The following is a 23,021-nucleotide window of genomic DNA, read 5'->3' as shown; positions in this document are numbered from 1 at the left end:
TGGATGCGGGACGTGGCGACGGCGCAGGCGGTGCAGCGGCGGATCCAGACGCTCCGGTTCGACTGGGCGACGGAGTGCGTCCGGGAGGTCCTGGGGCCGACGGAGGGGACCGCGAGCGAGGCGGCCGGGTGTTGGTGGGTGGGGGTGGGCGGGGGGGCGGGGGGGCTGGGGGGGCGGTGCCGGGCGGGGGCGGCGGGGCCCTGTGCCGGGGCTTCCCCGGGCCGTACGGGGGCCCGGCCGTCCGGCGCGGGGGTCGTCCGGGGTCCGGCGGACGCGTGGGCCGGGGCGGCGGTCTCCCCGGTGCGGCCGGGTCCGAAGGGCGGTGTTCCGGTCGGCCCCGGGGGCACGGAGGCGTGTCCCCGTGCGGGAGTGGTGCCGGGTTCACCCGGGCGGGTGGGGGAATCCTCGGTCGCGGCTCCGGCCGTCGGCTGCGTGTCCACCCGGTGATTCTCGCCCCGGACGCGGATGAGCGCAGCACGGCATGGCCGGGCTGCGCTCACACGGGTGTCCTGTCGCGGCGGAAGGCGCGTCAGGAGGAACGGATCTGGAGGGTGGCCGCCTCGCGCGCCGCGACGACGGCGGCCGTGTCCTTCGGCATGCCGAGCCCGGCCAGCTTCATCGCGCCGCCGACGACGCCGCCGAGCAGGATGACGCCCACACCGGCCCAGAAGCCGACCAGGTTGGCGCCCACCATGAAGACTCCGGCGACGCAGAAGCCGATGAAGGAGATGATGACACCGGTCCAGGCGGCCGGGGTGTGTCCGTGGCTGCTGCCCGACATGAGTTGCTCCTCGTTGCAGTTGCTCGATGGTGAGGTCCCGCGTGCGCGGACACTCGGCGCTCATTGTCCCGCACGCGGGCTCACGAGGATGAATCGGGGGTGCCGGGACGATCACGCGTCGCGGCGGACTCCCCCGTCGGCCGAGCGTCAGGCGGCCCCGGTGGGGTCCTCGCCTCGGTCCAGGGCCTTCCACAGGTCCTCGGGCCGGTCGGGGTCGGTGGTGGCCGCCTTGCGGGCGCGGGGGGCGCCGGAGCGCTCGTAGCGACCGCCCATCGCGGGCCAGGCCTTGCCGAAGCGCAGGGCGAGGAGGCCCGCGAGGAGGATGAGGACGGCGCCCGCCGCGGCCACGTACGGCCAGACGGTGTGGGTGAGTCCGGTGACGGCTGCGCCGGTGTCGCCGCTGATGCGGGCGGCCTCGGCGTTCAGCGCGGCGCGGTCGGACGCGCCGAGGACGGCGGCGAGCGCGGCGCCCGCGCCGCTGAGCGTGAGCAGGGCGGAGACGAGGGTCCGGCCGGCGCGGCGGACGGCGAAGACGGCGAAGAGCGCGGCCAGGCCGACGATCGCGAGGGCGGTGGGGACTCCGGTGACGGCGCCTCCGTCGGCCTCGACGGGGAGGGTGCCGCCGCCGACGGCGGCGGTGCCCTCCGCCCAGATCTGGCCCGCCGAAAGCAGGACGACGGCGGCGCCCGCGGCGCCGAGGAGAAGGGCCGCGGCGAGGCTGCGACGGCCGCCGCCGGGGACGGCCGTCCGGGCGGCTCGGGTCTGGGGTACGGGTACGGCGCTCACGTACCCCACTATCCCCTACCTGCTCAGCCCGCGTTCATCCGGTTGGCCGTGTCGACGGCACGGAGTACGGCGGCGGCCTTGTTGCGGCACTCCTCGTCCTCGGCGACGGGGTCGGAATCGGCGACGACACCGGCTCCGGCCTGCACATAAGCGGTTCCGTCGCGGAGCAGGGCGGTGCGGATGGCGATGGCGGTGTCCGCGTCGCCCGCGAAATCGAGATAACCGACACATCCGCCGTAGAGACCGCGCCGGGTGGGCTCCAGCTCCTCGATGATCTGCATCGCGCGCGGCTTGGGCGCGCCGGAGAGCGTCCCCGCGGGGAAGCAGGCGGTGAGGACGTCGAAGGCGGTCCGGCCCTCGGCGACCTTCCCGGTCACCGTGGAGACGATGTGCATGACGTGCGAGTAGCGCTCGACCGACATGAAGTCGACGACCTCGACGGAGCCGGGGGCGCAGACCCGGCCGAGGTCGTTGCGGCCGAGGTCGACCAGCATGAGGTGCTCGGCGCGCTCCTTGGGGTCGGCGAGCAGTTCCTCCGCGAGGTCGTGGTCCTCCTGCGGGGTGGCGCCCCGGTGCCGGGTCCCGGCGATGGGGTGGAGCAGCGCGTGTCCGTCCTCGACCTTGACGAGGGCCTCGGGGCTGGAGCCGACGACGTCGAAGCCGTTCTCGAAGCGGAAGAGGTACATGTACGGGGACGGGTTGGTGGCCCGCAGCACCCGGTAGACGTCGAGCGCGGAGGCGGTGCAGGGGGTCTCGAACCGCTGCGAGGGCACGACCTGGAAGGCCTCGCCCGCCCGGATGCGTTCCTTGACGTCCTCGACGGCGTCCTGGTAGGCGGGACCGCCCCAGAGCGCGGAGACCTCGGGAAGCGCGGAGTCGGGCAGGGCTGTGGGGGCGGTGGCGACCGGCCGCGCGAGGTCGGCTTCCATCGCGTCGAGGCGGGCGACGGCGTGCGCGTGGGCCTCCTCGACGCCGGTCTCCAGGTCGTTGTGGTTGATCGCGTTGGCGATCAGCAGGACCGTGCCGTCCCAGTGGTCGAGGACGGCGAGGTCGCTGGTGAGGAGCATGGTCAGCTCCGGCAGCTCCAGGTCGTCCCGGGTGTGCTCGCCGATCTTCTCCAGGCGTCGGACGATGTCGTAGCCGAGGTAGCCGACCATGCCGCCGGTGAAGGGCGGCAGACCGCCGCCGAGGTCACGGGGGGTGTGCAGGGTCTCGATGGTGGCGCGCAGGGCCTGGAGCGGGTCGCCGTCGACGGGGACGCCGACGGGCGGTGCGCCCAGCCAGTGGGCCTCGCCGTCCCGGACGGTCAGGGTGGCGTCGCTGCGGACGCCGATGAAGGAGTACCTGGACCAGCTGCGGCCGTTCTCCGCCGATTCGAGGAGGAAGGTGCCGGGCCGTTCGGCGGCGAGCTTGCGGTAGAGCCCGACCGGGGTGTCGCCGTCCGCGAGCAGCCGGCGGCTGACGGGGATGACACGGCGGTCGGCCGCCAGCTTGCGGAAGGTGTCGAGATCCATGGCGCCAGACCCTACTCGGATACGGGGAGCACGTCGGTGTCGAAGCAGGTGCGGGTGCCGGTGTGGCAGGCGGCGCCGACCTGGTCGACCTTGACGAGGACGGTGTCGGCGTCGCAGTCGAGGGCGACGGACTTGACGTGCTGGACGTGCCCCGAGGTGTCGCCCTTGACCCAGTACTCCCGGCGGCTGCGGGACCAGTAGGTGCAGCGGCCGGTGGTGAGGGTGCGGTGCAGGGCCTCGTCGTCCATCCAGCCGAGCATCAGCACCTCGCCGGTGTCGTACTGCTGGGCGATGGCGGGGACGAGCCCGTCGGGGCTGCGCTTGAGCCGGGCGGCGATGGCCGGGTCGAGATTGCTGGTCATGGCGCCATTGTGCCGCGCCCGGGGGTGGTGACTCGCGGTGCGTCCACTGGGCGGACCGGGGGCGCCCGCCGTACGCTGACCGACATGTCGACCCATGCGAAACGTGAACGTCTCCTGCTCGCCGACCTGTTGGAAGCGGCGGGTCCGGACGCCCCGACGCTCTGCGAGGGCTGGCTGACCCGGGACCTCGCGGCCCATGTGGTGGTGCGGGAGCGGCGCCCCGACGCGGCGGCGGCCACCCTCGTGCCGATGCTGAAGGAGCGCGGGGACCGGGTGCTCGCGGAGTTCTCCGCCAAGCCGTACGAGGAGCTGGTCCAGCTGGTGCGGACGGGGCCGCCCCGGTTCTCGCCGTTCGCCGTCAAGCAGGTGGACGAGGGGGCGAACACCGTCGAGTTCTACGTCCACGCGGAGGATGTGCGCCGGGCGCAGCCGCACTGGTCGGCGCGGGAGCTGGACCCGGTCTTCGCGGACGCCCTGTGGTCCCGTCTGGAGCGGACGGCGCGGCTGCTCGGGCGGAAGGCGCCGGTGGGTCTGGTGCTGCGGCGGCCGAACGGTCAGACGGTGGTCGCGCACAAGGGGACCCCGGTGGTGACGGTCTCCGGGGAGCCGGGCGAGCTGGTGATGTACCTGTTCGGCCGGCAGGCGACGGCCAAGGTGGACCTGGAGGGCGAGCCGGACGCGATCGAGCGGCTGCGGGAGACGAAGCAGCTGGGGATCTGAGCCCGGTCGGACCCGGCGCCTGGGAGGACCTGCCCCCTGTGGGCCCGGCGCCTGGGCGGACCTGGCCTACGGGCGGACCCGACGTACAGGCGGACCTGGCCTACGGGCGGACCCGGGCCCTGGGCGGACCCGCCCACCGGGAGGACCCGCCGCCCCCGGGTACGGGAAAAGGGGCCCCTTCGCGGAGCCCCTTTCGCGCGTACGGCGAGTCTCGCGTATGCGGAGAGTCCGCGCGTACGGCGAGGGGGTCCCTGAGGAGCCCCCTCGGCCCGTGCGTGCGGCGGCCGTCAGCGGACCGGGTGGCCCGCCTGTCGCAGTTCGTCCTTGACCTGGGAGATCCGCAGGTCGCCGAAGTGGAAGACGGAGGCGGCGAGGACCGCGTCCGCGCCCGCCGCCACGGCCGGCGGGAAGTCGGCGAGGCGGCCCGCGCCGCCGGAGGCGATCACCGGGACGGTGACGTGCTCGCGCACGGCCGTGATCATCTCGGTGTCGTAGCCGTCCTTGGTGCCGTCGGCGTCCATCGAGTTGAGCAGGATCTCCCCGGCGCCCAGCTCGGCGGCCCGGTGGGCCCATTCGACGGCGTCGATGCCGGTGCCCTTGCGGCCGCCGTGCGTCGTCACCTCGAAGGAGCCCGCGGGGGTGCGCCGGGCGTCGACCGAGAGGACGAGCACCTGGCTGCCGAAGCGCTCCGCGATCTCCCGGATGAGTTCGGGGCGGGCGATGGCGGCGGTGTTGACGCCGACCTTGTCGGCACCGGCCCGCAGCAGCTTGTCGACGTCCTCGGTGGAGCGGACGCCGCCGCCGACCGTGAGCGGGATGAAGACCTGTTCGGCGGTGCGGCGCACCACGTCGTAGGTGGTCTCCCGGTTGCCCGAGGAGGCGGTGATGTCGAGGAAGGTCAGCTCGTCGGCGCCCTCGGCGTCGTACAGCTTGGCCATCTCGACGGGGTCGCCCGCGTCCCGCAGGTTCTGGAAGTTGACGCCCTTGACGACCCGGCCGTTGTCGACGTCCAGGCAGGGGATCACACGTACGGCGAGGCTCATGCGGCACTCTCCCGGTAGGCCTCGACCTCGACCTCGACGACCAGGCGGGGGTCGACGAGGCCGGAGACGATGAGCAGGGTGGCGGCGGGCCGGGCGGCGTCGAACAGTTCCTTGTGGGCGCGGCCGACGTCGTCCACGTCCCGGGCGTGGGTGAGGTACATACGGGTGCGGACGACGTGCTCCGGGCCGAGGCCGAGCTTCTCCAGGGCGTCGAAGGCGACCCGGAAGGCGTTGACCGTCTGCTCGTAGGGGCCGCCCTCGGCGATCTGGCCGTCGACCACCGACGTACAGCCGGAGACCAGGACCAGGCCGCCCGGCAGTTCGACCGCGCGGGAGTAGCCGAACTGCTCCTCCCAGGGGGCGCCGGTGACGACCCTGCGGACGCCGGAGGTCACGACGCCACCGCCGCGAGCGCCTCTTCGAGGGTGAAGGCCTTGGCGTAGAGCGCCTTGCCGACGATGGCGCCCTCGACGCCGAGCGGGACGAGGCCGGACAGGGCCCGCAGGTCGTCCAGGGAGGACACGCCGCCGGAGGCGACGACGGGCTTGTCGGTGGCGGCGCAGACGTTCTTCAGGAGTTCCAGGTTGGGGCCCTGGAGGGTGCCGTCCTTGGCGATGTCGGTGACGACGTAGCGGGAGCAGCCCTCGGAGTCGAGGCGGGCGAGGGTCTCGTAGAGGTCGCCGCCGTCGCGGGTCCAGCCGCGGCCGCGCAGGGTGGTGCCGCGGACGTCGAGGCCGACGGCGATGCGGTCGCCGTACTCGGCGATGACCTTGGCGACCCACTCGGGGGTCTCCAGGGCGGCGGTGCCGAGGTTGACGCGGGTGCAGCCGGTGGCGAGGGCGGCGGCCAGGGAGGCGTCGTCGCGGATGCCGCCGGAGAGTTCGACCTTGATGTCCATGGCGCGGGCGACCTCGGCGATGAGGTCCCGGTTGTCGCCGGTGCCGAAGGCGGCGTCGAGGTCGACGAGGTGCAGCCACTCGGCGCCGGAGCGCTGCCAGGCGAGCGCCGCTTCGAGCGGGGAGCCGTAGGAGGTCTCGGTGCCGGACTCGCCGTGCACGAGGCGGACGGCCTGACCGTCGCGGACGTCCACGGCGGGGAGGAGTTCGAGAGTGCTCACAGGGTTCCGATCCAGTTGGTGAGGAGCTGGGCTCCGGCGTCGCCGGACTTCTCGGGGTGGAACTGGGTGGCCCACAGGGCGCCGTTCTCGACGGCGGCGACGAAGGGCTCGCCGTGGGTGGCCCAGGTGACCTTGGGGGCGCGGAGGTTGGGGTTGCCGACCTCCAGGCTCCACTTGCGCATCGCGTAGGAGTGCACGAAGTAGTAGCGGGTGTCGGCGTCCATGCCGGCGAACAGTTCGCTGTCCTCGGGGGCGTCGACGGTGTTCCAGCCCATGTGGGGGACGACGGGGGCGTTCAGCGGCTCGACCGTGCCGGGCCACTCGTCGAGGCCCTCGCTCTCCACGCCGTGCTCGATGCCGTGCGCGAAGAGGATCTGCATGCCGACGCAGATGCCCAGGACGGGACGGCCACCGGCGAGCCTGCGGCCGACGATCCAGTCGCCGCGGGCTTCCTTGAGTCCGCGCATGCAGGCGGAGAAGGCGCCGACGCCGGGGACGAGGAGTCCGTCGGCGTTCATGGCGGTGTCGTAGTCGCGGGTGATCTCGACGTCGGCGCCGACCCGGGCGAGGGCGCGCTCGGCGGAGCGGACGTTGCCGAAGCCGTAGTCGAAGACGACGATCTTCTTGGGGGCGGTCGTGCTCATGCCCACACGTCCAGTCGGAGCACTCCGGCGGAGAGGCACATGACGGCGCCGATGGTGAGGAGCACGATGAGGCTCTTGGGCATCTGCTGCTTGGCGAAGGAGTAGATGCCGCCGAGCAGGAAGAGCCCGACGACGATCAGGATGGTGGAGAGGCCGTTCACGACTAGAGCGCGCCCTTCGTGGAGGGGAGGATTCCGGCGGCGCGGGAGTCGCGCTCGGAGGCGTAGCGGAGGGCGCGGGCGAGGGCCTTGAACTGGCACTCCACGATGTGGTGGGCGTTGCGCCCGTACGGGACGTGGACGTGCAGGGCGATCTGGGCCTGGGCGACGAAGGACTCCAGGATGTGCCGGGTCATCGTCGTGTCGTACGAGCCGATCATCGGCGCCATGTTCTCGGGCTCGGTGTGCACGAGGTAGGGGCGGCCGGAGAGGTCGACGGTGACCTGGGCGAGCGACTCGTCGAGGGGGACGGTGCAGTTGCCGAAGCGGTAGATGCCGACCTTGTCGCCGAGGGCCTGCTTGAAGGCGGCGCCGAGGGCGAGGGCGGTGTCCTCGATGGTGTGGTGGGAGTCGATGTGCAGATCGCCGTCGGTCTTGACGGTGAGGTCGAACAGACCGTGCCGGCCGAGCTGGTCGAGCATGTGGTCGTAGAAGCCGACCCCGGTGGACACGTCGACCTTTCCGGTGCCGTCGAGGTCGATCTCGACGACGACGGAGGTCTCCTTGGTGGTGCGCTCAACGCGGCCTACGCGGCTCATGCGCTCTGCTCCTTCTTCAGTTCACGAACCGCGTCGAGGAACGCGTCGTTCTCTTCGGGGGTGCCGGCGGTCACCCGCAGCCATCCCGGTACGCCGTTGTCCCGGACCAGGACGCCCCGGTCGAGGAGGGACCGCCAGGCCGCGTGGGTGTCGGGGAACTTCCCGAACTGCACGAAGTTGGCGTCCGAGTCGGTGACCTCGTATCCGATCCCGCGCAGCTCGGTGACGAGCCGGTCCCGTTCGGCCTTGAGCTGTTCGACGTACCCGAGGAGGGTGTCGGTGTGCTCAAGGGCGGCGAGGGCGGTCGCCTGGGTGACGGCGGAGAGGTGGTACGGCAGCCGGACCAGCTGGACGGCGTCGACCACGGCCGGGTGGGCGGCGAGGTAGCCGAGGCGGAGTCCGGCGGCGCCGAAGGCCTTGGACATGGTGCGGGAGATCACCAGGCGGGGGCGGCCCTCCAGGAGGGGCAGCAGCGAGTCGCGGTGGCTGAACTCCACGTACGCCTCGTCGACGACCACCAGGGAGGGCCGGGCCGTCTGGGCCGCCTCGTACAGGGCGAGGACGGTCTCGGCGGAGACGGCGGTGCCGGTGGGGTTGTTGGGCGAGGTGATGAAGACGACGTGCGGGCGCCGCTCGGCGATGGTCCGCTCGGCGGCGGGCAGGTCGATGGTGAAGTCCTCGGCGCGCGGGCCGGAGACCCAGCCGGTGCCGGTGCCCCGGGCGATCAGGGCGTGCATCGAGTACGAGGGCTCGAAGCCGATCGCGGTGCGGCCGGGGCCGCCGAAGGCCTGGAGCAGTTGCTGGAGGACTTCGTTGGAGCCGTTGGCCGCCCAGACGTTCTCGGTGGCGACCGGGTGGCCGGTGGTGCGGGTGAGGTAGCGGGCCAGCTCGGTGCGCAGCTCGACCGCGTCCCGGTCGGGGTAGCGGTTGAGGTGGCGGGCGGCCTCGGCGACCCGCTCCGCGATCCGGGCCACCAGGGGCTCGGGCAGCGGGTAGGGGTTCTCGTTGGTGTTCAGCTGGACGGGGACGTCGAGCTGCGGCGCGCCGTACGGGGACTTGCCGCGCAGCTCGTCGCGGATGGGGAGGTCGTCGATGCCGGTCACTTGCTCTGGGGTACCTTCCATCCGAACCGTGCCTTGACCGCCGCGCCGTGCGCGGGCAGGTCCTCGGCCTCGGCGAGGGTCACCACGTGGTGGGCGACGTCGGCGAGGGCGTCACGGGTGTAGTCCACGATGTGCACTCCGCGCAGGAAGGACTGCACGGAGAGGCCCGAGGAGTGGCAGGCGCAGCCGCCGGTGGGCAGGACGTGGTTGGAGCCGGCGCAGTAGTCGCCGAGGGAGACCGGGGCCCAGGGGCCGACGAAGATCGCGCCCGCGTTGCGGACCCGGTCGGCGACGGCGGCGGCGTCCTCGGTCTGGATCTCCAGGTGCTCGGCGCCGTAGGCGTCGACGACCTTGAGGCCGTCGGCGAGGTCGCGGACCAGGACGATCGCGGACTGGCGTCCGGCGAGGGCCGGGACGATCCGGTCGTCGATGTGCTTGGAGGCGGCGACCTGGGTCTTCAGCTCGGCCTCGGTGGCGGCGGCGAGGGCCTCGGAGTCGGTGACGAGGACGGAGGCGGCCATCGGGTCGTGCTCGGCCTGGCTGACGAGGTCGGCGGCGACGTGCACGGGGTCGGCGGTGGAGTCCGCGAGGATCGCGATCTCCGTCGGTCCGGCCTCCGCGTCGATGCCGATACGGCCCTTGAGGAGGCGCTTGGCGGCGGCCACGTAGATGTTGCCGGGGCCGGTGACCAGGTTGACGGGGGCGCAGCCGGGCGTGTCGCCCTCGTCGGCGGTGCCGTAGGCGAACATGGCGATGGCCTGGGCGCCGCCCGCCGCGTAGACCTCGTCGACGCCGAGGAGGGCGCAGGCGGCGAGGATGGTGGGGTGCGGCAGGCCCTGGAAGTCGCGCTGCGGGGGCGAGGCGATGGCGATGCCCTCGACGCCGGCCTCCTGGGCCGGGACGACGTTCATCACGACGGAGGACGGGTAGACGGAGCGGCCGCCGGGCACGTAGAGACCGACGCGCTCGACCGGGATCCACTTCTCGGTGACCGTGCCGCCGGGGACGACCTGGGTGGTGTGGGTGGTGCGGCGCTGGTCGCGGTGGACGAGCCGGGCGCGCCGGATGGACTCCTCCAGGGCGGCGCGGACGGCCGGGTCGAGTTCGTCGAGGGCACGGGCCAGGGCCTCGGCGGGGACGCGGAGGGCCGGGACGCGGACGCCGTCGAACTTCTCTCCGTAGTCGATCACCGCGGCCGCGCCATGATGCCGGACGTCCTCGCAGATGGGCCGCACCTTCTCCAGGGCGGCTTCCACGTCGAACTCGGCACGGGGCAGCAGGTCGCGCAGGGCGGAACCCTCGGGGAGGGCCTCGCCGCGCAGATCGATTCGAGAGATCACGGGTCAATTCTCTCAGACGGCCCACAGCGCCGGACGCCCGTATCACTGGCTGATACACACCCCACTGGCGTCTAGTCGCCACTCCTGACCGTTAGCGTTCAGCCCGTCACTCAGCGGGAAGAACGACTGTACGAATCTACGAAGCCCGGCTTCCGGGGCCGGGACATCGCGGGGAATGGATCGTGGAGAGCGAGGGGGCGGCGTTGACCGAGCCGCACGAGGACGGGATGCCGGAAGGTCTCACGGGTCCCGAGCGGACCATGTGGCGGTCGTTCCGGATCGGCAGGACATGCGATCTGACGGAGGGGATCGCCGAGATCGACGACCCTTTCGGGGGACGGGAGTGGGGGGAGCAGCGGACCGTCCGCGCGGATGTGATGGCGCTGCTGCTGCTCGCCGGCCCGCCGGCCCGCACCGGGCGCGTCGCCGCGCTGAAGCTGCGCGGCGCCCGGATCACCGGCGTGCTGAACCTCGCGGGCGGGACGATAGGCCCGTACGTGGAGCTGCACGGCTGCCGCTTCGACGGCGAGGTCGTCCTGCCCGAGGCCCGCTTCGGGACGCTGCGGATCGTGGGCTGTTCGCTGCCCCGGCTGGAGGCGGCCCGGCTGCACACCGAGGGCGATCTGCATCTGCCCCGGTGCCGGGTGCGGCACGGCATCCGGCTCACCGACGCGCAGATCGGCACCGACCTGCTCGTCAACCAGATCCAGGTGTGGCCGGACCGGCGGGGCCGGGCCATCGCGGCGGACGGGCTCGCGGTCGCCCAGGACCTCCAGGCCGAGCTGATCGAGACGCACGGCGAGCTGAGCCTGCGCGGCGCGAAGGTCGGGGTCTCGCTCAGCCTGCGGGGCAGCGTGCTGCGCGGCGCCCAGGGCCGCCGCGCGCTCAACGCCCCGCAGCTGACCGTCGAGCGCTCCCTCTACCTCAACGCGACGTGGGTGTACGGGGAGACCCCCGGCTCCCCCGGCGAGTCCTCGGCCACTCCGCCCTACGGGGTGACGCCCGACCAGGGCGCCCGCCGCAGACCGGTGGAGTGCCACGGCGGGGTGCGGCTCGACGACGGGAGGTTCGGCGACGCGGTGGACCTGCACCACGCCCGCTTCCTGCTGAACGGCGCGCGCCGCGAGGAGGTCTCGCTGCGCCGAATCGTCACCCCTGAGCTGCGGTTCAGCGGGGAGCGCCCGGAGGAGGGCCGGGTGGTGCTCAACGGCGCGAAGGTCGTCACCCTGATCGACCTGTCGACGAGCTGGCCGGGGCCCGGCGGCCTCGCCATGGGCGGCTTCGTCTACGAGAACCTGGTGCCGTACGGACACTTCCCGCTGACCCGACGGCTCGAATGGGTGGCCGCCGCGACGCCGGAGTACGCCCCGGAGCCGTACGAGCGGCTGGCGGCGGTGCTGCGCAACAGCGGGGAGGACGCCGACGCCCGCGAGGTGCTGCTCGCCAAGCAGCGGCGCAGACGGGAGACCCTGCCGGTGGCGGGGAAGCTGTGGGGCTACCTCCAGGACCTGGCCGTGGCCTACGGCTACCGGCCCGGCCGGGCGGCGCTGTGGATGGCGATCCTGTGGGGCGCGGGCACGGTGGCCTTCTCCCACTACCGGCCGATACCGCTGAAGGCGGACGAGGCCCCCGAGTGGAGCGCCACGCTGTACGCCCTCGACCTGCTGATCCCGGTGATCAACCTGGGCCAGGACGGCTACTGGCGGCTGCACGGGATGTGGCAGTGGGCGGCGGCGGTGCTGATCATGCTGGGCTGGATCCTGGCGACGACGGTGGCGGCGGGCGCGACCCGGCTGCTCAGCAGGGGGTGAGGGGGGCTGCTTCGGCGGGGGTGAGCCGGGGTTGGCCGGGGCGAGCCGGGGTTGGCCGGGTGAGCCGGATGAGCCGGGCGGACCGGCGGGGCACTCGGGGTGGCCACCGGAGGGGGTGGGCCGGGCGGACCCGGCGGGAGCGCGAGGGGGGGCCACCGGAGGGAGCGGGCCGGGCGGACCGGCGGGTGCAGCGGGTGGACCGGCGGGGGTGGAGCCGGGCGGACCGGTGGGGGTGCTCGGGGGCTCCTGTGGGCGTGTGGTGAGCGGACGGTACCGACCGGTGCCCACGGTGTGAGAGAGCTGTGGCTCAGAGGTGAGACGGGCTGCCGAGGAGGCGGGTGCCAGGAGAGAATATGTCGCATCATGTCCTTGCTCCGCGCCCTGACCGGCGCCGTTCGTTCGGCCCGGCCCGCGCCGGAGCCCACCGCCGAGTGCGTGCCGGACGACGACGTGCTGCTCGACGCCCCCGACGAGCGGCTGGCCCCCGCCCTCGTCGCGGCCGCCTACGCCGATCCGGAGCCCGCCGCGAAACTGCTGGCCACCACCCGCGACGCGCGGGAGTGGGAGGACCGCGACCGGTACGTCACCCGCCTCGCCACCTTCGCGCACCGCAGGGACGGCTGGCTGACCCACTGGCTGACGGCCGCCCCCCGCGACCCGGACGCGCTGCTCGTCACCGCGCAGCTCGCCGTGCGCAGGGCCTGGGAGTCGCCCGCGCGGGCGGAGCGGCTGCGCGAGCTCGACCCGCTGGTGCGTGCCGTCGCCGAGGCGGCGCCGCAGGACCCGGTGCCCTGGCGGCTCGCCCTCGACCACGCGCGGGGGGCCCACGTCGGGCACACGGTCTTCGAGTCGCTGTGGGAGCAGGCGGTGCGCCGCTCCCCGCACCACTACGGCAGTCATGTGGCGGCCCTGAAGTACCTCTCCGCCCAGTGGTACGGCTCGCACCGGGCCGCCTTCGACTTCGCCGAGCAGGCGGCCGACGACGCCGCCCCGCGTTCGCTCGTCCGGGCGCTGCCGGTCCGCGCGGCCTACGACCGGCTGAGGGTGCCGCCCCGGGACGGCACGGTCCCCGAGGAGCGGATCGACCGGGCGGTGGACCGGGGGCGGGCCCTGTCCCAGTCCTTCGCGGTCGGCGACCCCTGGCCGGCCGAGGTCCGCAACCTCCTCGCGCACGTGCTGATGGAGCGGGCCCGGTGGGAGGAGGCGCGGGAGGAGTTCGGGCGGATCGGGGCGCACGCGACCTCGTTCCCGTGGGGGGCCGGCGGGGTGGATCCGCTGCGGGGTTTCCTCGCCGCGCGGGACCGGACCCGGCGCGAACCGGCCCGCCGGGGCCTCTGGTGGGGCGCCGGACGGGGACGGGCAGGACGGGGCGGGCCCGGCGGCCATTAGTCTTGGGCGCTGTGACGACCGCTCGCCTGCCTCTCTTCCCGCTCAACGCGGTGCTGTTCCCCGGCCTCGTGCTGCCGCTGAACGTCTTCGAGCAGCGTTATCGCGCCATGATGCGCTCCCTGCTGACCCTCGACGAGGAGGAACCGCGCCGCTTCGTCGTCGTCGCCATCCGTGACGGACGCGAGATCGCGCCCACCCTGCCCGGTCTGCCGGACCAGACGGCGCTGCCGGAGAAGGGTCCGGCGGCGGGTTTCGGCCCCGATCCGATCCAGGCCTTCCACCGGGTGGGCTGTGTCGCCGACGCGGCGACGATCCGGGAGCGCGCGGACGGCACCTTCGAGGTGGTGGCCACCGGCACGACCCGGGTGCGGCTGCTGTCCGTCGACGCGAGCGGCCCGTTCCTGGTGGCCGAGGTCGAGGACGTACCCGAGGAGCAGGGCGAGGAGGCCGAGGCGCTCTCCGAGGGGGTGCTGCGGGCCTTCCGCTCGTACCAGAAGCGTCTCGCGGGCGCCCGGGAGCGGTCCCTGACGACGAGCGAGCTGCCCGACGACCCCTCGGTGGTGTCGTATCTGGTGGCCGCAGCCGCCGTGCTCGACGTCCCGGCGCGGCAGCGGCTGCTCCAGGCTCCGGACACGGCGACCCGGCTGCGCGAGGAGCTGGCGCTGCTGCGCGCGGAGACGGCGATGCTGCGGCACCTGCCCTCGCTTCCGGCGGTGGAACTCACACAGGCCCCGACGTATCCGAACTGACCGCACGGCGGAACCGCGCCGCACGGCGGACGGGCCGGCCGGCCGAGCCGAGGAAGAGCACGTGACGAAGAAGCAGAAGAAGAACACCGGCGGCACCCCGGCGACGGTGGCCCTGACGGCCGCGGGCACCCCGTTCACCCTGCACTCCTACGAGCACGACCCGGCCTCCCCCTCGTACGGCGAGGAGGCGGCGGAGGCCCTCGGCGTCTCCCCCGACCGGGTCTTCAAGACGCTGGTCGCGGACGTCGACGGAGAGCTGACCGTGGCGGTGGTGCCGGTGGCGGGGCAGCTCGATCTGAAGGCGCTGGCCTCTGCGGTCGGCGGCAAGCGGGCGGCGATGGCCGATCCCGCGGCGGCGGAGCGCACCACGGGGTACGTCCGGGGCGGGATCTCCCCGCTCGGGCAGCGCAAGCGGCTGCGTACGGTCCTCGACGCCTCGGCCTCCGGCCACCCGACGATCTGCGTCTCGGCGGGCCGCCGGGGTCTTGAGGTGGAACTCTCCCCCGCCGATCTGGCCACGCTCACCGCCGCGGTGCTGGCGCCGATCGGCCGCGCCTGACGAAGGCTCCCCGGGCGCCTCGCGGAGAACGGCGGGCAGGACCGGAGAACGTCCGGCGGAAGGCCCCAGGCCTCCCCCGGCTCCCCCGCCTCGGGCCCCTGACGTCCCCCCGCCCCGGGCCCCGGTCGGCCTCCCTGGCGTTCTCTCAGCTCTCGTGCGGCTGCGGCGCGCCCCAGGGTTCCGGTTCCGGGTCGCGCGGGCCGAGGAGACCCGTGAGCACCAGGTGCACGGCCATCGCGGCGAGCGGCCAGGCCAGCATCGCGGCGGCCCCCAGGTGCAGTTCCAGCGGCGCGTCGAAGACGACTTCGGGGCCGACCGCCTTGGCGTGGGCGACCACGTCCCGGGTGGGGCCGAAGTAGACGCCGAGGCCCCAGGCGAGCAGGGAGCCGAGTCCGCCGCCGAGGGCGAGCCCCAGCACCAGCGGGATGCCGCCCCGGCGCTTGAGCAGGAAGACGACGAGCGCGGCGAGGGCCCCGAAGGCCAGGGCGAGGAGGACGAACGTGCCGTCGGAGCCGATGGCCGCCTCGCCCTCGGAGTCGCGGAGGTAGACGCCCTTGCCGTCGGAGACGAGCAGCACGCGCGGGGCGAGATTCAGCCACAGTACGCCGAGCACCGCGCCCGCGATCGTCGACACCAGGGCCACCAGGACCCCCTGGAGCACCTCGGCTGCCGTGATCGGGTCCCCGGCGGGACCGGACACCGGCGGAGGCGGCGGGGGCCAGCCGGGATCGTGCGACGAGGGCTGGTGAGGCGGCGTAAGGGGTGCGGTCACCCCGCCATCGTGCCAGGTGTCCCCGCGGCCCGCCTCAGCGGACGGCGGCCCGCCGGTACGCCCAGGTGGCGACCGCGAGGGAGACCGCGCCGACCACGGCGCAGACCCCGAGGTCGAGGGCGACGACGGCCCAGTCGGGGCGCGCGTCGAAGGTGCGGGCGAGGGCTTCCACGCCGTACGTCGAGGGCAGCAGGTCCCGGGCCCAGCCGATCGGCTCCGGCATCCGTTCGGCCGGGAGGACGCCGAGGAGCAGCGCCGCCGACATGCCGAGCTGGCCGAGGAGGGTGGCCAGTTCCTGACGGGGAGCGAGGAGGCCGAGGGCCGCGCCGAGACCGGCGAGGGCCGCTCCGGAGAGCGGGACGACGGCGGCGAGGATCCACAGGTTGCCGAGCGGCAGCCCGAAGAGGACGGATCCGGCGACGGCGGTGACGGCGGTGCCGGGCACGGTGAAGGAGGCGTACGCCCCGGCGGCGCCGAGCACGACGGCGGCGGGCGGCACGGGCAGGGTGGCGTAGTGGTCGAGCCCGCCGGTGGCCCGTAGCTGCCCGAAGTACTGGGCGAGCAGGTTGAGCGCGACGAAGGCGACGACGAGGACGGTGGATCCGGCCACGACGGCCCGCGCCTCGGAGCCGCCGTCGACCACCCCGCGCATCAGGATCATGATCCCGACGGACTGGAAGGTGGCGACGAAGAGCAGCGGGATGCGGGCGACCCGGGCGCGGGAGAGCTGCGCCCGGTAGACGGCGGCCAGGGCCGGCAGCAGCCGGGCGCGGGGGGCGAGGGGCGCGGCGGTGTCCTCGTCGTCGCGGGTCCGGACGGCGGGCGCGCCGGTCGGCAGGACCTCGGCGGGCACGGTGCTCACTGCGGACAGCTCCTGGGGGTCACGGGCTCGGGCGGGGGTACGGAGCCGGCCCCCGGATCGTACGCGAGCGAGCCCACTCGTACGGGCGCGGGCACGGGCCCTCGCCCGGAGGCGGAGATCCGCGCGGGTGCGGGCGTGGCCCCTCGTACGGAGGCGGAGGCTCGTGCGGCTGCGGGCGCGGCCCCTCGTACGGAAGGCGCGGAGGCTCGTACGGGCGTGGTCCCTCGTACCAGTGTGGAAGCCCGTGCGGGCGCGGACGCTGTCCCCGGCACGGACACGGAGGTCCCCGCGGGTGCGGGCATGGCCCCTCGTACGGAGGGTGCGGAGATCCGTGCGGGTGCGGGTGTGGTTCCGGTCACGCCTTCACCAGTCCCTCCGTGGCGCCGCCGAGGGCCAGGTAGACGTCCTCCAGGCTGGGGGTGGCCAGGGTGAAGTCGTCGAGGGCGGCGAAGGCGGCGCCGCCGGTGACGGTGGCGACGGCGGCGCGTGCCTGGTCGGGGGCGAGCCGGAGGGCCCAGCGGCGGCCGGTCTCCTGGGCGAGGCCGCTCAGCGCGGCGATCTCGGGCAGGTGGAGGGGGGCCGACTCGCGCCAGAGCAGTTCGACGCGGACCTCCCCCGCGACGCGTTCCTTGAGTCCGGTGGGCGTGTCGCAGGCGATGACCCGGCCCCGGTCGAGGACGGCGACGCGGTCGAGGACGGTCTCGGCCTCGATGACGTTGTGGGTGACGAGGAGCACGGTGGTGCCCTGTTCGGCGCGGCGCCGGTCGACGGCGGCCCAGACGGCGCGGCGGGCGACGGGGTCCATGCCGGTGGTGGGCTCGTCGAGGACGAGCAGGGAGCGGCGTCCGACGAGGGTGGTGGCGAAGCAGGCGAGCCTGCGCTGTCCGCCGGAGAGCTTCTTGAGGGGCCGGGAGGCGAGGGGGCCGAGGCCCAGCTCGTCGAGGACGGCGTCACGCTCGGCGCGGGCCTCGGGGGCGGTCAGGCCCCGGAGCCGTGCGGTGGTCTCGGCGGCGAGGGAGACGGTCAGCTCGTCGAGGGCGGTGGACTCCTGGCCGAGGTAGGCGAGGAGCCGGGCGGCCCGCTCGGGGTGGCGCACCAGGTCGTGGCCGAGGACCCGGACGGTTCCGGAGTCGGGGCGCATCAGTCCGGTGAGCTGGCGTACGAGGGTGGACTTGCCCGCCCCGTTGGGGCCGAGCAGGCCGAAGATCTCGCCGCCGCGCACATCGAGGTCGATCCCGTCGGTGGCCCGCACCTCGGGGGTCGCGGGCGTACCGCGCCCGCCGCGCGTGGCGGGGTACGTCTTGACCAGTTCCCGCACCGCGCACACCGTACTCACGGGGGAAGAGCCTACGGGGTCGTCGGGCCGGTGCCGGGCGCGGGGGCGGGTTCGGCGGCGGCCCGGACGTCGATCTCGCGCCAGAAGCCCGCCCGGATCGCGTACCGGTCGTGTTCGTCGATCTGGTCGTCCTTGTGGGCGAGCAGGCCGAACCGGGCCGCGTAGCGGAGGAGTTCGCCGTCGATGCGGTGCGGGATGCGGGGGTAGAGGACGGAGAGGTTCTGGACGTGGCTCTGTTCGTGGAGGCGTTCCATCCATCGGCGGGCGAACACCTGGCCGACCTCGAAGGGGTCGCCGCCGACGGTGGTGATGTCCTCCTCGCGGTCGGCCCAGCGCTGCTCGGCGCTGGTGAGGGTGGCGAGGGTGGGCAGGGAGGCGGTCTCGGGCGGTTCGCCGAGGGCGGGGGCCGGGCGCTCGACCCAGCCCCGGTCGGAGGACCAGCGGAGCGCGCTGTTGCCCGGGGGCGCGGTGGCGGGGCCGGTGGTTCCCGGGCCGCGCAGCCCCGCCAGGTCCTTGGGGGTGGGGACGCCCTTGCCGGTGGCGGGGGCGGGGACGCCGGGGGTGAGCGGGTGCGCGTCCTCGTGGGCGAGTCCGGCGGTGGCGTCGGGGGTGGCGGCGGGGGCGGGCGTGGTCTCGGAGGGGGGCGGCGGGGACTGCCCGGCCCGTTCGCCGGAGGCGGCGAGGGCCGCCTCCGGCAGGGGCGCCGAGAGGATGGCGGCGATCTCGGGGCGGGGCGCGGGCGACGGGGAGCAGATGCCGTTGAGGTCCTTGGCGCGGATGGCTCGGGTGATCCAGGCGCGGTCGAGGACCCGTCGTTCGTCGGCCTCGGCGACGAGGTCCTCGGACTGGTTGTAGTCGCCGTCGGCCGCCTGGACGGCCCAGAGGTGCACGGCGACGCCGTGTTCCTTGGCCGACATGAGGCCGGGGAGCAGATCGCCGTCGCCGGTGACGAGCACGATGTCGGAGCAGGCGCGGTTCCTCGCCAGCTCGGTGAGTTCGGCGTGCATGGCCGCGTCGACGCCCTTCTGGGCCCAGCGTCCCTCGCTTCGGGTGAGGGCGCCGAGCCGGACGGTGACCCGGGGCATGACCCGGAGTCTGCGGTGCTCCGGCTGGGGGACCCGGTCGGGGGCGCCGTCGAACCAGTAGATCCGCAGCAGGGGCAGGGCCGTCTCGGCCTCGGCGCGGTGGCGCAGCTGCTGGATGAGCCCGGCGTGGTCGACGGTGATCCGGGAGCGGGCCGGTTCCCCGGCGAGAAGGCTGGCAGCGGCACCCAGCAGGTAGCCGGCGTCCACCAGAACGACGCAGCGGTCCACGTGTTCCACCCTCTTTCGGGAACCTCGGGAACGGAAGTTGCTTCGGATTTCCTTCGAGTCTGCCCGAAGGCCGGGGGCCGGACGGTCGGAACTGGATCATCGGCGTGGCGGATGTCACTCCTGGGGGGCCGTCACGTTCCGCAATGATCCAAAATGCGTCGGTTCATCCGGTATGTGAGTCTGACAGCGGCCCTGGCCCCTAGGTCCCTTTGGAGGCGACCCCCATGGCGAAGAACCGCAACCAGACCCGCGGTCCGAAGCACTCCCAGGCCGAGCGCGGCGCCCAGCAGGCGCAGCAGTCGTCCCTGGAGTCGCAGGCCGACCAGCGCGCGAGCCAGGTCACCCCGGGCGACGTGGCGCGCAAGGGGCGTCAAAAGCGCTTCGGTCACAACTGACGCACCTCTGACGCACCTCGCGGTACGGCGAAGGGGCGCGCCCGTGACGACGGGCGCGCCCCTGGCGCGTGCGGCGGGCCCCCGGGGCCCGGCTCTTCGGTTATCCGGCCAGGCAGGACGGTCCGAGCAGGACCTTCAGGTCGCCGAAGAGCGCCGGATCGGCCTGGACCCGGTGGCGGTCGAGCCGGAGCACGGTGGTGGTGCGGGGGCCCTGGAGCTTGATCCGTACCTCGGTGTTGCCCTTGTGGTGGCCGAGGATCTCGCCGAGCCGGGTGATCATCGGCGGGGTGACCTTCACGGTGGGGATGGTGAGGATCACGGGCGCGTTGGTCCCGGCGTTCGACAGGTCGGGGACCATCAGCTCCATGGCGACGAGCCGGGGCACGTCCTCGCGCTTGTCCAGGCGTCCCTTGACGAAGACGACCGTGTCCTCGACCAGCTGGGTGGAGACCAGCTGATAGGTGGCGGGGAAGAACATGCATTCGATGGAGCCGGCCAGGTCCTCGACGGTGGCGATGGCCCAGGCGTTGCCCTGCTTGGTCATCTTGCGCTGGAGGCCGGAGATGATGCCGCCGATGGTGACGACCGCGCCGTCGGAGTGCTCGCCGCCGGTGAGCTGGGAGATCGCCGCGTCCGACTTGTCGGACAGGACGTGCTCGATGCCGAAGAGCGGGTGGTCGGAGACGTAGAGGCCGAGCATCTCGCGCTCCTGGGCGAGCAGGTAGGACTTCTCCCACTCGACGTCGGAGAACTCGACGTCGAGGCCGAAGCCCGGTTCGTCGGTGCTCTCCTCGCCCATGCCGCCGAACAGGTCGAACTGTCCCTCGGCCTCCTTGCGCTTGACCGCCACCACGTTGTCGATCATCGGTTCGTGGTGGGCGACCAGACCCTTGCGGGTGTGGCCCATCTCGTCGAACGCGCCGGCCTTGATCAGCGACTCGATCGTCCGCTTGTTGCAGACGACGGCCTCGACCTTGTCGAGGAAGTCCGGGAAGGAGGAGTACTTCCCCTTGGCCTTGCGCGACTTGATGATCGACTCGACGACGTTGGTGCCGACGTTCCGGACGGCGGAGAGGCCGAAGAGGATCACGTCGTCACCCTGGGCGGCGAAGTTCGACTCGGACTCGTTGACGTTCGGCGGGAGCACCTTGATGCCCATGCGGCGGCACTCGTTCAGATAGACGGCGGACTTGTCCTTGTCGTCCTTGACCGAGGTGAGCAGTCCCGCCATGTACTCGGCCGGGTGGTTGGCCTTGAGGTAGGCGGTCCAGTAGGACACCAGGCCGTACGCGGCGGAGTGCGCCTTGTTGAAGGCGTATCCGGCGAAGGGGACCAGGACGTCCCAGAGTGCCTTGATCGCCTCGTCGCTGAAGCCCTTCTTCTTGGCTCCCGCCTCGAAGATGACGAAGTTCTTCGCCAGCTCGTCGGGCTTCTTCTTGCCCATCACGCGGCGGAGGATGTCGGCCTCGCCCAGGGAGTACCCGGCGATGATCTGGGCGGCCTTCTGGACCTGCTCCTGGTAGACGATGAGGCCGTAGGTGACCGCGAGCACCTCTTCGAGCGGCTTCTCCAGCTCGGGGTGGATCGGGGTGATCTCCTGCTGCGCGTTCTTGCGCAGGGCGTAGTTCGTGTGCGAGTTCATGCCCATCGGGCCCGGCCGGTACAGGGCGGACACGGCGGAGATGTCTTCGAAGTTGTCGGGCTTCATCAGCCGCAGCAGCGAGCGCATGGGGCCGCCGTCGAACTGGAAGACGCCGAGGGTGTCACCGCGCTGGAGCAGGTCGAAGGTCTTCGGGTCGTCGAGCGGCAGGGCGAGGAGGTCGAGTTCGATCCCCTTGTTCGCCTTCACCATCTTGACGGCGTCGTCCATGATCGTGAGGTTGCGCAGGCCCAGGAAGTCCATCTTGAGCAGGCCAAGCGACTCGCACTGGGGGTAGTCCCACTGGGTGATGGTGACGCCGTCGGTGTGCCGCACCCAGACGGGCGCGTGGTCGACGATCGGCTCGCTGGACATGATCACGCCGGCCGCGTGCACACCCATCTGGCGGACCAGGCCCTCGACGCCCCTGGCGGTGTCGATGACCTTCTTGACGTCCGGCTCGTTCTCGTACATCGACCGGATCTCGCCCGCCTCGCTGTAGCGCGGGTGCGAGGGGTTGGTGATGCCGTCGAGGTCGATGCCCTTGCCGAGGACGTCGGCGGGCATGGCCTTGGTGAGCCGGTCGCCCATCGCGTAGGGGTAGCCGAGGACGCGGGCGGAGTCCTTGATCGCGTTCTTGGCCTTGATCTTGCCGTAGGTGCCGATCATGGCGACCTTGTCGGCGCCGTACTTCTCCGTGACGTACCGGATGACCTCGACGCGCCGGCGCTCGTCGAAGTCGATGTCGACATCGGGCATGGAGATGCGCTCGGGGTTGAGGAAGCGCTCGAAGATCAGACCGTGCGGGATGGGGTCGAGGTCGGTGATGCCCATGGCGTACGCGACGATCGAACCGGCCGCGGAGCCTCGGCCGGGGCCCACGGCGATGCCCTGGCTCTTCGCCCACATGATGAAGTCGGCGACGACGAGGAAGTAGCCGGGGAAGCCCATCGAGATGATGGTGTCCATCTCGTACTCGACCTGCTTCATGCGGTCCTCGGGGATGCCGCCGGGGAAGCGCCGGTGCATGCCCTTCATGGTCTCCGCGCGGAACCAGGTGACCTCGGTGTAGCCCTCCGGGATGTCGAACCTCGGCATGAGGTTCTTCTCCACGAACATGCCCTCGGTGGTGACCTGCTCGGCGACCAGGAGGGTGTTGCGGCAGCCCTCCTGCCAGGCGTCCGAGGAGTCGACGGCGTACATCTCGTCCGTGGACTTCAGGTAGTAGCCGGTGCCGTCGAACCTGAAGCGGTCCGGGTCGGAGAGGTTCTTGCCGGTCTGGATGCAGAGCAGGGCGTCGTGCGCGCCCGCCTCGTGCGCGTACGTGTAGTGGGAGTCGTTGGTGACGAGCGGCGGGATGCCGAGCTTCTTGCCGATCTCCAGGAGGCCGTCGCGGACCCGGCGCTCGATCTCGATGCCGTGGTCCATCAGCTCCAGGAAGTACCGCTCCTTGCCGAAGATGTCCTGGTACTCGGAGGCCGCCTTCAGGGCCTCGTCGAACTGGCCGAGGCGCAGCCGGGTCTGGAGTTCGCCGGAGGGGCAGCCGGTGGAGGCGATCAGGCCCTCGGACCACTGGGAGATGGTCTCCTTGTCCATCCGGGGCCACTTCTGGAGCCAGCCCTCGGCGTAGGCGTCGGAGGAGAGCTTGAAGAGGTTGTGGAGTCCGGTGGCGTTCGCCGCCCAGATCGTCTTGTGGGTGTAGCCGCCGGAGCCGGAGACGTCGTCGCGCTTCTGGTGCGGCTGGCCCCACTGGATCTTCCGCTTGTTGCGGCGGGACTCGGGGGCGACGTACGCCTCGATGCCGATGATCGGCGTCACCCCGGCCTTCTTGGCCGAGTGGAAGAAGTCGTACGCCCCGTGCAGGTTGCCGTGGTCGGACATGGCGATGTGCGTCATGCCCATCTCGTTGCACGCGTTGAACATGTCCTTCAGCCGCGCGGCCCCGTCCAGCAGCGAGTACTGGGTGTGGACGTGGAGGTGCGTGAAGGGCGGCTTGGTCACGGCGGAAGGCCTCCGGGAAACGACGGAC

General features: G+C 72.8%; 24 protein-coding genes. 7 read left to right on the top strand and 17 right to left on the bottom strand.

All coding sequences use genetic code 11. The features are described 5' to 3' along the window. Positions 1 to 3 precede the first annotated feature (3 nt). Positions 4 to 447 carry an SLATT domain-containing protein gene (locus BU197_RS31455; RefSeq protein WP_411158464.1) on the top strand — a complete coding sequence of 148 codons (444 nt, stop codon included), beginning with the start codon at positions 4 to 6 and terminating at the stop codon, positions 445 to 447. A gap of 82 nt (positions 448 to 529) precedes the next feature. Here the strand turns inward: BU197_RS31455 and BU197_RS08980 are convergent, their stop codons facing one another. The 4 genes from BU197_RS08980 to hisI form a co-directional block, all read right to left on the bottom strand. Continuing rightward, positions 530 to 781, bottom strand: a complete 252-nt coding sequence (locus BU197_RS08980; protein WP_188267704.1) for an HGxxPAAW family protein — start codon at positions 779 to 781, stop codon at positions 530 to 532. A gap of 147 nt (positions 782 to 928) precedes the next feature. Next, on the bottom strand, positions 929 to 1,576 hold the full coding sequence (locus BU197_RS08975) for a TIGR02234 family membrane protein (protein WP_188267703.1): 648 nt from the start codon (positions 1,574 to 1,576) through the stop codon (positions 929 to 931). A gap of 14 nt (positions 1,577 to 1,590) precedes the next feature. Continuing rightward, the gene (locus BU197_RS08970; RefSeq protein ID WP_188267702.1) at positions 1,591 to 3,081 is read right to left on the bottom strand and encodes an anthranilate synthase component I; all 1,491 of its coding nucleotides are present in this window, start codon (positions 3,079 to 3,081) and stop codon (positions 1,591 to 1,593) included. A gap of 11 nt (positions 3,082 to 3,092) precedes the next feature. Beyond that, entirely contained in the window at positions 3,093 to 3,443 is a 351-nt protein-coding gene (gene hisI, locus BU197_RS08965; protein ID WP_188267701.1) for a phosphoribosyl-AMP cyclohydrolase, read from the bottom strand. 84 nt (positions 3,444 to 3,527) lie between these two features. Here hisI and BU197_RS08960 point away from each other — a divergent pair, with 84 nt between their 5' ends. Continuing rightward, positions 3,528 to 4,163, top strand: a complete 636-nt coding sequence (locus tag BU197_RS08960; RefSeq protein ID WP_188267700.1) for a TIGR03085 family metal-binding protein — start codon at positions 3,528 to 3,530, stop codon at positions 4,161 to 4,163. Positions 4,164 to 4,450: 287 nt separating this feature from the next. Here BU197_RS08960 and hisF read toward each other — a convergent pair whose 3' ends face one another. Genes hisF through hisD form a run of 8 tightly spaced genes read right to left on the bottom strand, consistent with a single transcriptional unit; the run spans position 4,451 to position 10,167 of the window. Continuing rightward, on the bottom strand, positions 4,451 to 5,206 hold the full coding sequence (gene hisF, locus BU197_RS08955) for an imidazole glycerol phosphate synthase subunit HisF (RefSeq protein WP_188267699.1): 756 nt from the start codon (positions 5,204 to 5,206) through the stop codon (positions 4,451 to 4,453). Beyond that, positions 5,203 to 5,601: a RidA family protein gene (locus BU197_RS08950; protein WP_188267698.1), complete on the bottom strand. Its 399-nt coding sequence runs from the start codon at positions 5,599 to 5,601 to the stop codon at positions 5,203 to 5,205. The genes hisF and BU197_RS08950 overlap by 4 nt, the downstream gene beginning before the upstream one ends. Continuing rightward, positions 5,598 to 6,323 (bottom strand): bifunctional 1-(5-phosphoribosyl)-5-((5-phosphoribosylamino)methylideneamino)imidazole-4-carboxamide isomerase/phosphoribosylanthranilate isomerase PriA, encoded by a 726-nt coding sequence (gene priA, locus BU197_RS08945; protein ID WP_188267697.1) that lies wholly within the window; start codon positions 6,321 to 6,323, stop codon positions 5,598 to 5,600. Before priA ends, BU197_RS08950 begins: the two co-directional genes overlap by 4 nt. After that, positions 6,320 to 6,967 carry an imidazole glycerol phosphate synthase subunit HisH gene (gene hisH / locus BU197_RS08940; protein ID WP_188267696.1) on the bottom strand — a complete coding sequence of 216 codons (648 nt, stop codon included), beginning with the start codon at positions 6,965 to 6,967 and terminating at the stop codon, positions 6,320 to 6,322. The genes priA and hisH overlap by 4 nt, the downstream gene beginning before the upstream one ends. After that, on the bottom strand, positions 6,964 to 7,128 hold the full coding sequence (locus tag BU197_RS08935; RefSeq protein ID WP_188267695.1) for a hypothetical protein: 165 nt from the start codon (positions 7,126 to 7,128) through the stop codon (positions 6,964 to 6,966). The genes hisH and BU197_RS08935 overlap by 4 nt, the downstream gene beginning before the upstream one ends. Positions 7,129 to 7,130: 2 nt before the next feature. Further along, positions 7,131 to 7,724: an imidazoleglycerol-phosphate dehydratase HisB gene (hisB, locus tag BU197_RS08930; protein ID WP_188267694.1), complete on the bottom strand. Its 594-nt coding sequence runs from the start codon at positions 7,722 to 7,724 to the stop codon at positions 7,131 to 7,133. Further along, positions 7,721 to 8,848 (bottom strand): histidinol-phosphate transaminase, encoded by a 1,128-nt coding sequence (locus BU197_RS08925; protein WP_188267693.1) that lies wholly within the window; start codon positions 8,846 to 8,848, stop codon positions 7,721 to 7,723. The genes hisB and BU197_RS08925 overlap by 4 nt, the downstream gene beginning before the upstream one ends. Further along, complete coding sequence (gene hisD, locus BU197_RS08920; protein ID WP_188267692.1) at positions 8,824 to 10,167, bottom strand: histidinol dehydrogenase; 1,344 nt, start codon at positions 10,165 to 10,167, stop codon at positions 8,824 to 8,826. The genes BU197_RS08925 and hisD overlap by 25 nt, the downstream gene beginning before the upstream one ends. A 203-nt stretch (positions 10,168 to 10,370) precedes the next feature. Between hisD and BU197_RS08915 the strand changes: the two genes are divergently transcribed. The 4 genes from BU197_RS08915 (at position 10,371) to ybaK (ending at position 14,675) form a co-directional block, all read left to right on the top strand. Next, positions 10,371 to 11,978, top strand: coding sequence for an oxidoreductase (locus tag BU197_RS08915; protein ID WP_188267691.1), 1,608 nt, complete (start codon positions 10,371 to 10,373; stop codon positions 11,976 to 11,978). Positions 11,979 to 12,341: 363 nt separating this feature from the next. Beyond that, positions 12,342 to 13,367 carry a hypothetical protein gene (locus BU197_RS08910; RefSeq protein WP_188267690.1) on the top strand — a complete coding sequence of 342 codons (1,026 nt, stop codon included), beginning with the start codon at positions 12,342 to 12,344 and terminating at the stop codon, positions 13,365 to 13,367. 11 nt (positions 13,368 to 13,378) lie between these two features. Continuing rightward, positions 13,379 to 14,116, top strand: coding sequence for an LON peptidase substrate-binding domain-containing protein (locus BU197_RS08905; RefSeq protein WP_188267689.1), 738 nt, complete (start codon positions 13,379 to 13,381; stop codon positions 14,114 to 14,116). 61 nt (positions 14,117 to 14,177) lie between these two features. Further along, positions 14,178 to 14,675, top strand: a complete 498-nt coding sequence (gene ybaK / locus BU197_RS08900; protein ID WP_188267688.1) for a Cys-tRNA(Pro) deacylase — start codon at positions 14,178 to 14,180, stop codon at positions 14,673 to 14,675. 145 nt (positions 14,676 to 14,820) lie between these two features. Here the strand turns inward: ybaK and BU197_RS08895 are convergent, their stop codons facing one another. The 4 genes from BU197_RS08895 to BU197_RS08880 all read right to left on the bottom strand — a co-directional run bounded on the left by BU197_RS08895 (position 14,821) and on the right by BU197_RS08880 (position 18,967). Next, entirely contained in the window at positions 14,821 to 15,447 is a 627-nt protein-coding gene (locus tag BU197_RS08895; RefSeq protein WP_188267687.1) for a DUF2567 domain-containing protein, read from the bottom strand. Between the two features lie 34 nt (positions 15,448 to 15,481). Then, the gene (locus BU197_RS08890) at positions 15,482 to 16,309 is read right to left on the bottom strand and encodes an ABC transporter permease (RefSeq protein WP_411158463.1); all 828 of its coding nucleotides are present in this window, start codon (positions 16,307 to 16,309) and stop codon (positions 15,482 to 15,484) included. 355 nt (positions 16,310 to 16,664) lie between these two features. After that, entirely contained in the window at positions 16,665 to 17,645 is a 981-nt protein-coding gene (locus BU197_RS08885; RefSeq protein ID WP_188267686.1) for an ABC transporter ATP-binding protein, read from the bottom strand. A gap of 11 nt (positions 17,646 to 17,656) precedes the next feature. Next, the gene (locus BU197_RS08880; RefSeq protein WP_188267685.1) at positions 17,657 to 18,967 is read right to left on the bottom strand and encodes an NYN domain-containing protein; all 1,311 of its coding nucleotides are present in this window, start codon (positions 18,965 to 18,967) and stop codon (positions 17,657 to 17,659) included. A 215-nt stretch (positions 18,968 to 19,182) separates the two neighbouring features. Between BU197_RS08880 and BU197_RS08875 the strand changes: the two genes are divergently transcribed. After that, entirely contained in the window at positions 19,183 to 19,353 is a 171-nt protein-coding gene (locus tag BU197_RS08875) for a hypothetical protein (protein ID WP_188267684.1), read from the top strand. A 100-nt stretch (positions 19,354 to 19,453) separates the two neighbouring features. Here the strand turns inward: BU197_RS08875 and dnaE are convergent, their stop codons facing one another. Beyond that, a complete protein-coding gene (gene dnaE, locus BU197_RS08870) occupies positions 19,454 to 22,993 on the bottom strand; it encodes a DNA polymerase III subunit alpha (RefSeq protein WP_188267683.1) in 3,540 nt (1,179 codons plus the stop codon). Positions 22,994 to 23,021 lie beyond the last annotated feature (28 nt).

It is taken from the genome of Streptomyces sp. CBMA291 (assembly GCF_014596525.1).
Lineage (GTDB): Bacteria > Actinomycetota > Actinomycetes > Streptomycetales > Streptomycetaceae > Streptomyces.
The sequence above is the reverse complement of the archived record's forward strand: the minus strand, read 5'-3'. Positions and strand labels throughout refer to the sequence as shown.

What these genes read in the sequence shown, in the direction of transcription:
- BU197_RS08960 (WP_188267700.1), top strand. Translation starts at nt 3,528, where the DNA reads ATGTCGACCCATGCGAAACGTGAACGTCTCCTGCTCGCCGACCTGTTG.
- hisB (WP_188267694.1), bottom strand. Translation starts at nt 7,724, where the DNA reads ATGAGCCGCGTAGGCCGCGTTGAGCGCACCACCAAGGAGACCTCCGTC.
- BU197_RS08970 (WP_188267702.1), bottom strand. Translation starts at nt 3,081, where the DNA reads ATGGATCTCGACACCTTCCGCAAGCTGGCGGCCGACCGCCGTGTCATC.
- hisI (WP_188267701.1), bottom strand. Translation starts at nt 3,443, where the DNA reads ATGACCAGCAATCTCGACCCGGCCATCGCCGCCCGGCTCAAGCGCAGC.
- BU197_RS08925 (WP_188267693.1), bottom strand. Translation starts at nt 8,848, where the DNA reads ATGGAAGGTACCCCAGAGCAAGTGACCGGCATCGACGACCTCCCCATC.
- BU197_RS08875 (WP_188267684.1), top strand. Translation starts at nt 19,183, where the DNA reads ATGGCGAAGAACCGCAACCAGACCCGCGGTCCGAAGCACTCCCAGGCC.
- BU197_RS08910 (WP_188267690.1), top strand. Translation starts at nt 12,342, where the DNA reads ATGTCCTTGCTCCGCGCCCTGACCGGCGCCGTTCGTTCGGCCCGGCCC.
- hisH (WP_188267696.1), bottom strand. Translation starts at nt 6,967, where the DNA reads ATGAGCACGACCGCCCCCAAGAAGATCGTCGTCTTCGACTACGGCTTC.
- BU197_RS08980 (WP_188267704.1), bottom strand. Translation starts at nt 781, where the DNA reads ATGTCGGGCAGCAGCCACGGACACACCCCGGCCGCCTGGACCGGTGTC.
- BU197_RS31455 (WP_411158464.1), top strand. Translation starts at nt 4, where the DNA reads ATGCGGGACGTGGCGACGGCGCAGGCGGTGCAGCGGCGGATCCAGACG.
- hisF (WP_188267699.1), bottom strand. Translation starts at nt 5,206, where the DNA reads ATGAGCCTCGCCGTACGTGTGATCCCCTGCCTGGACGTCGACAACGGC.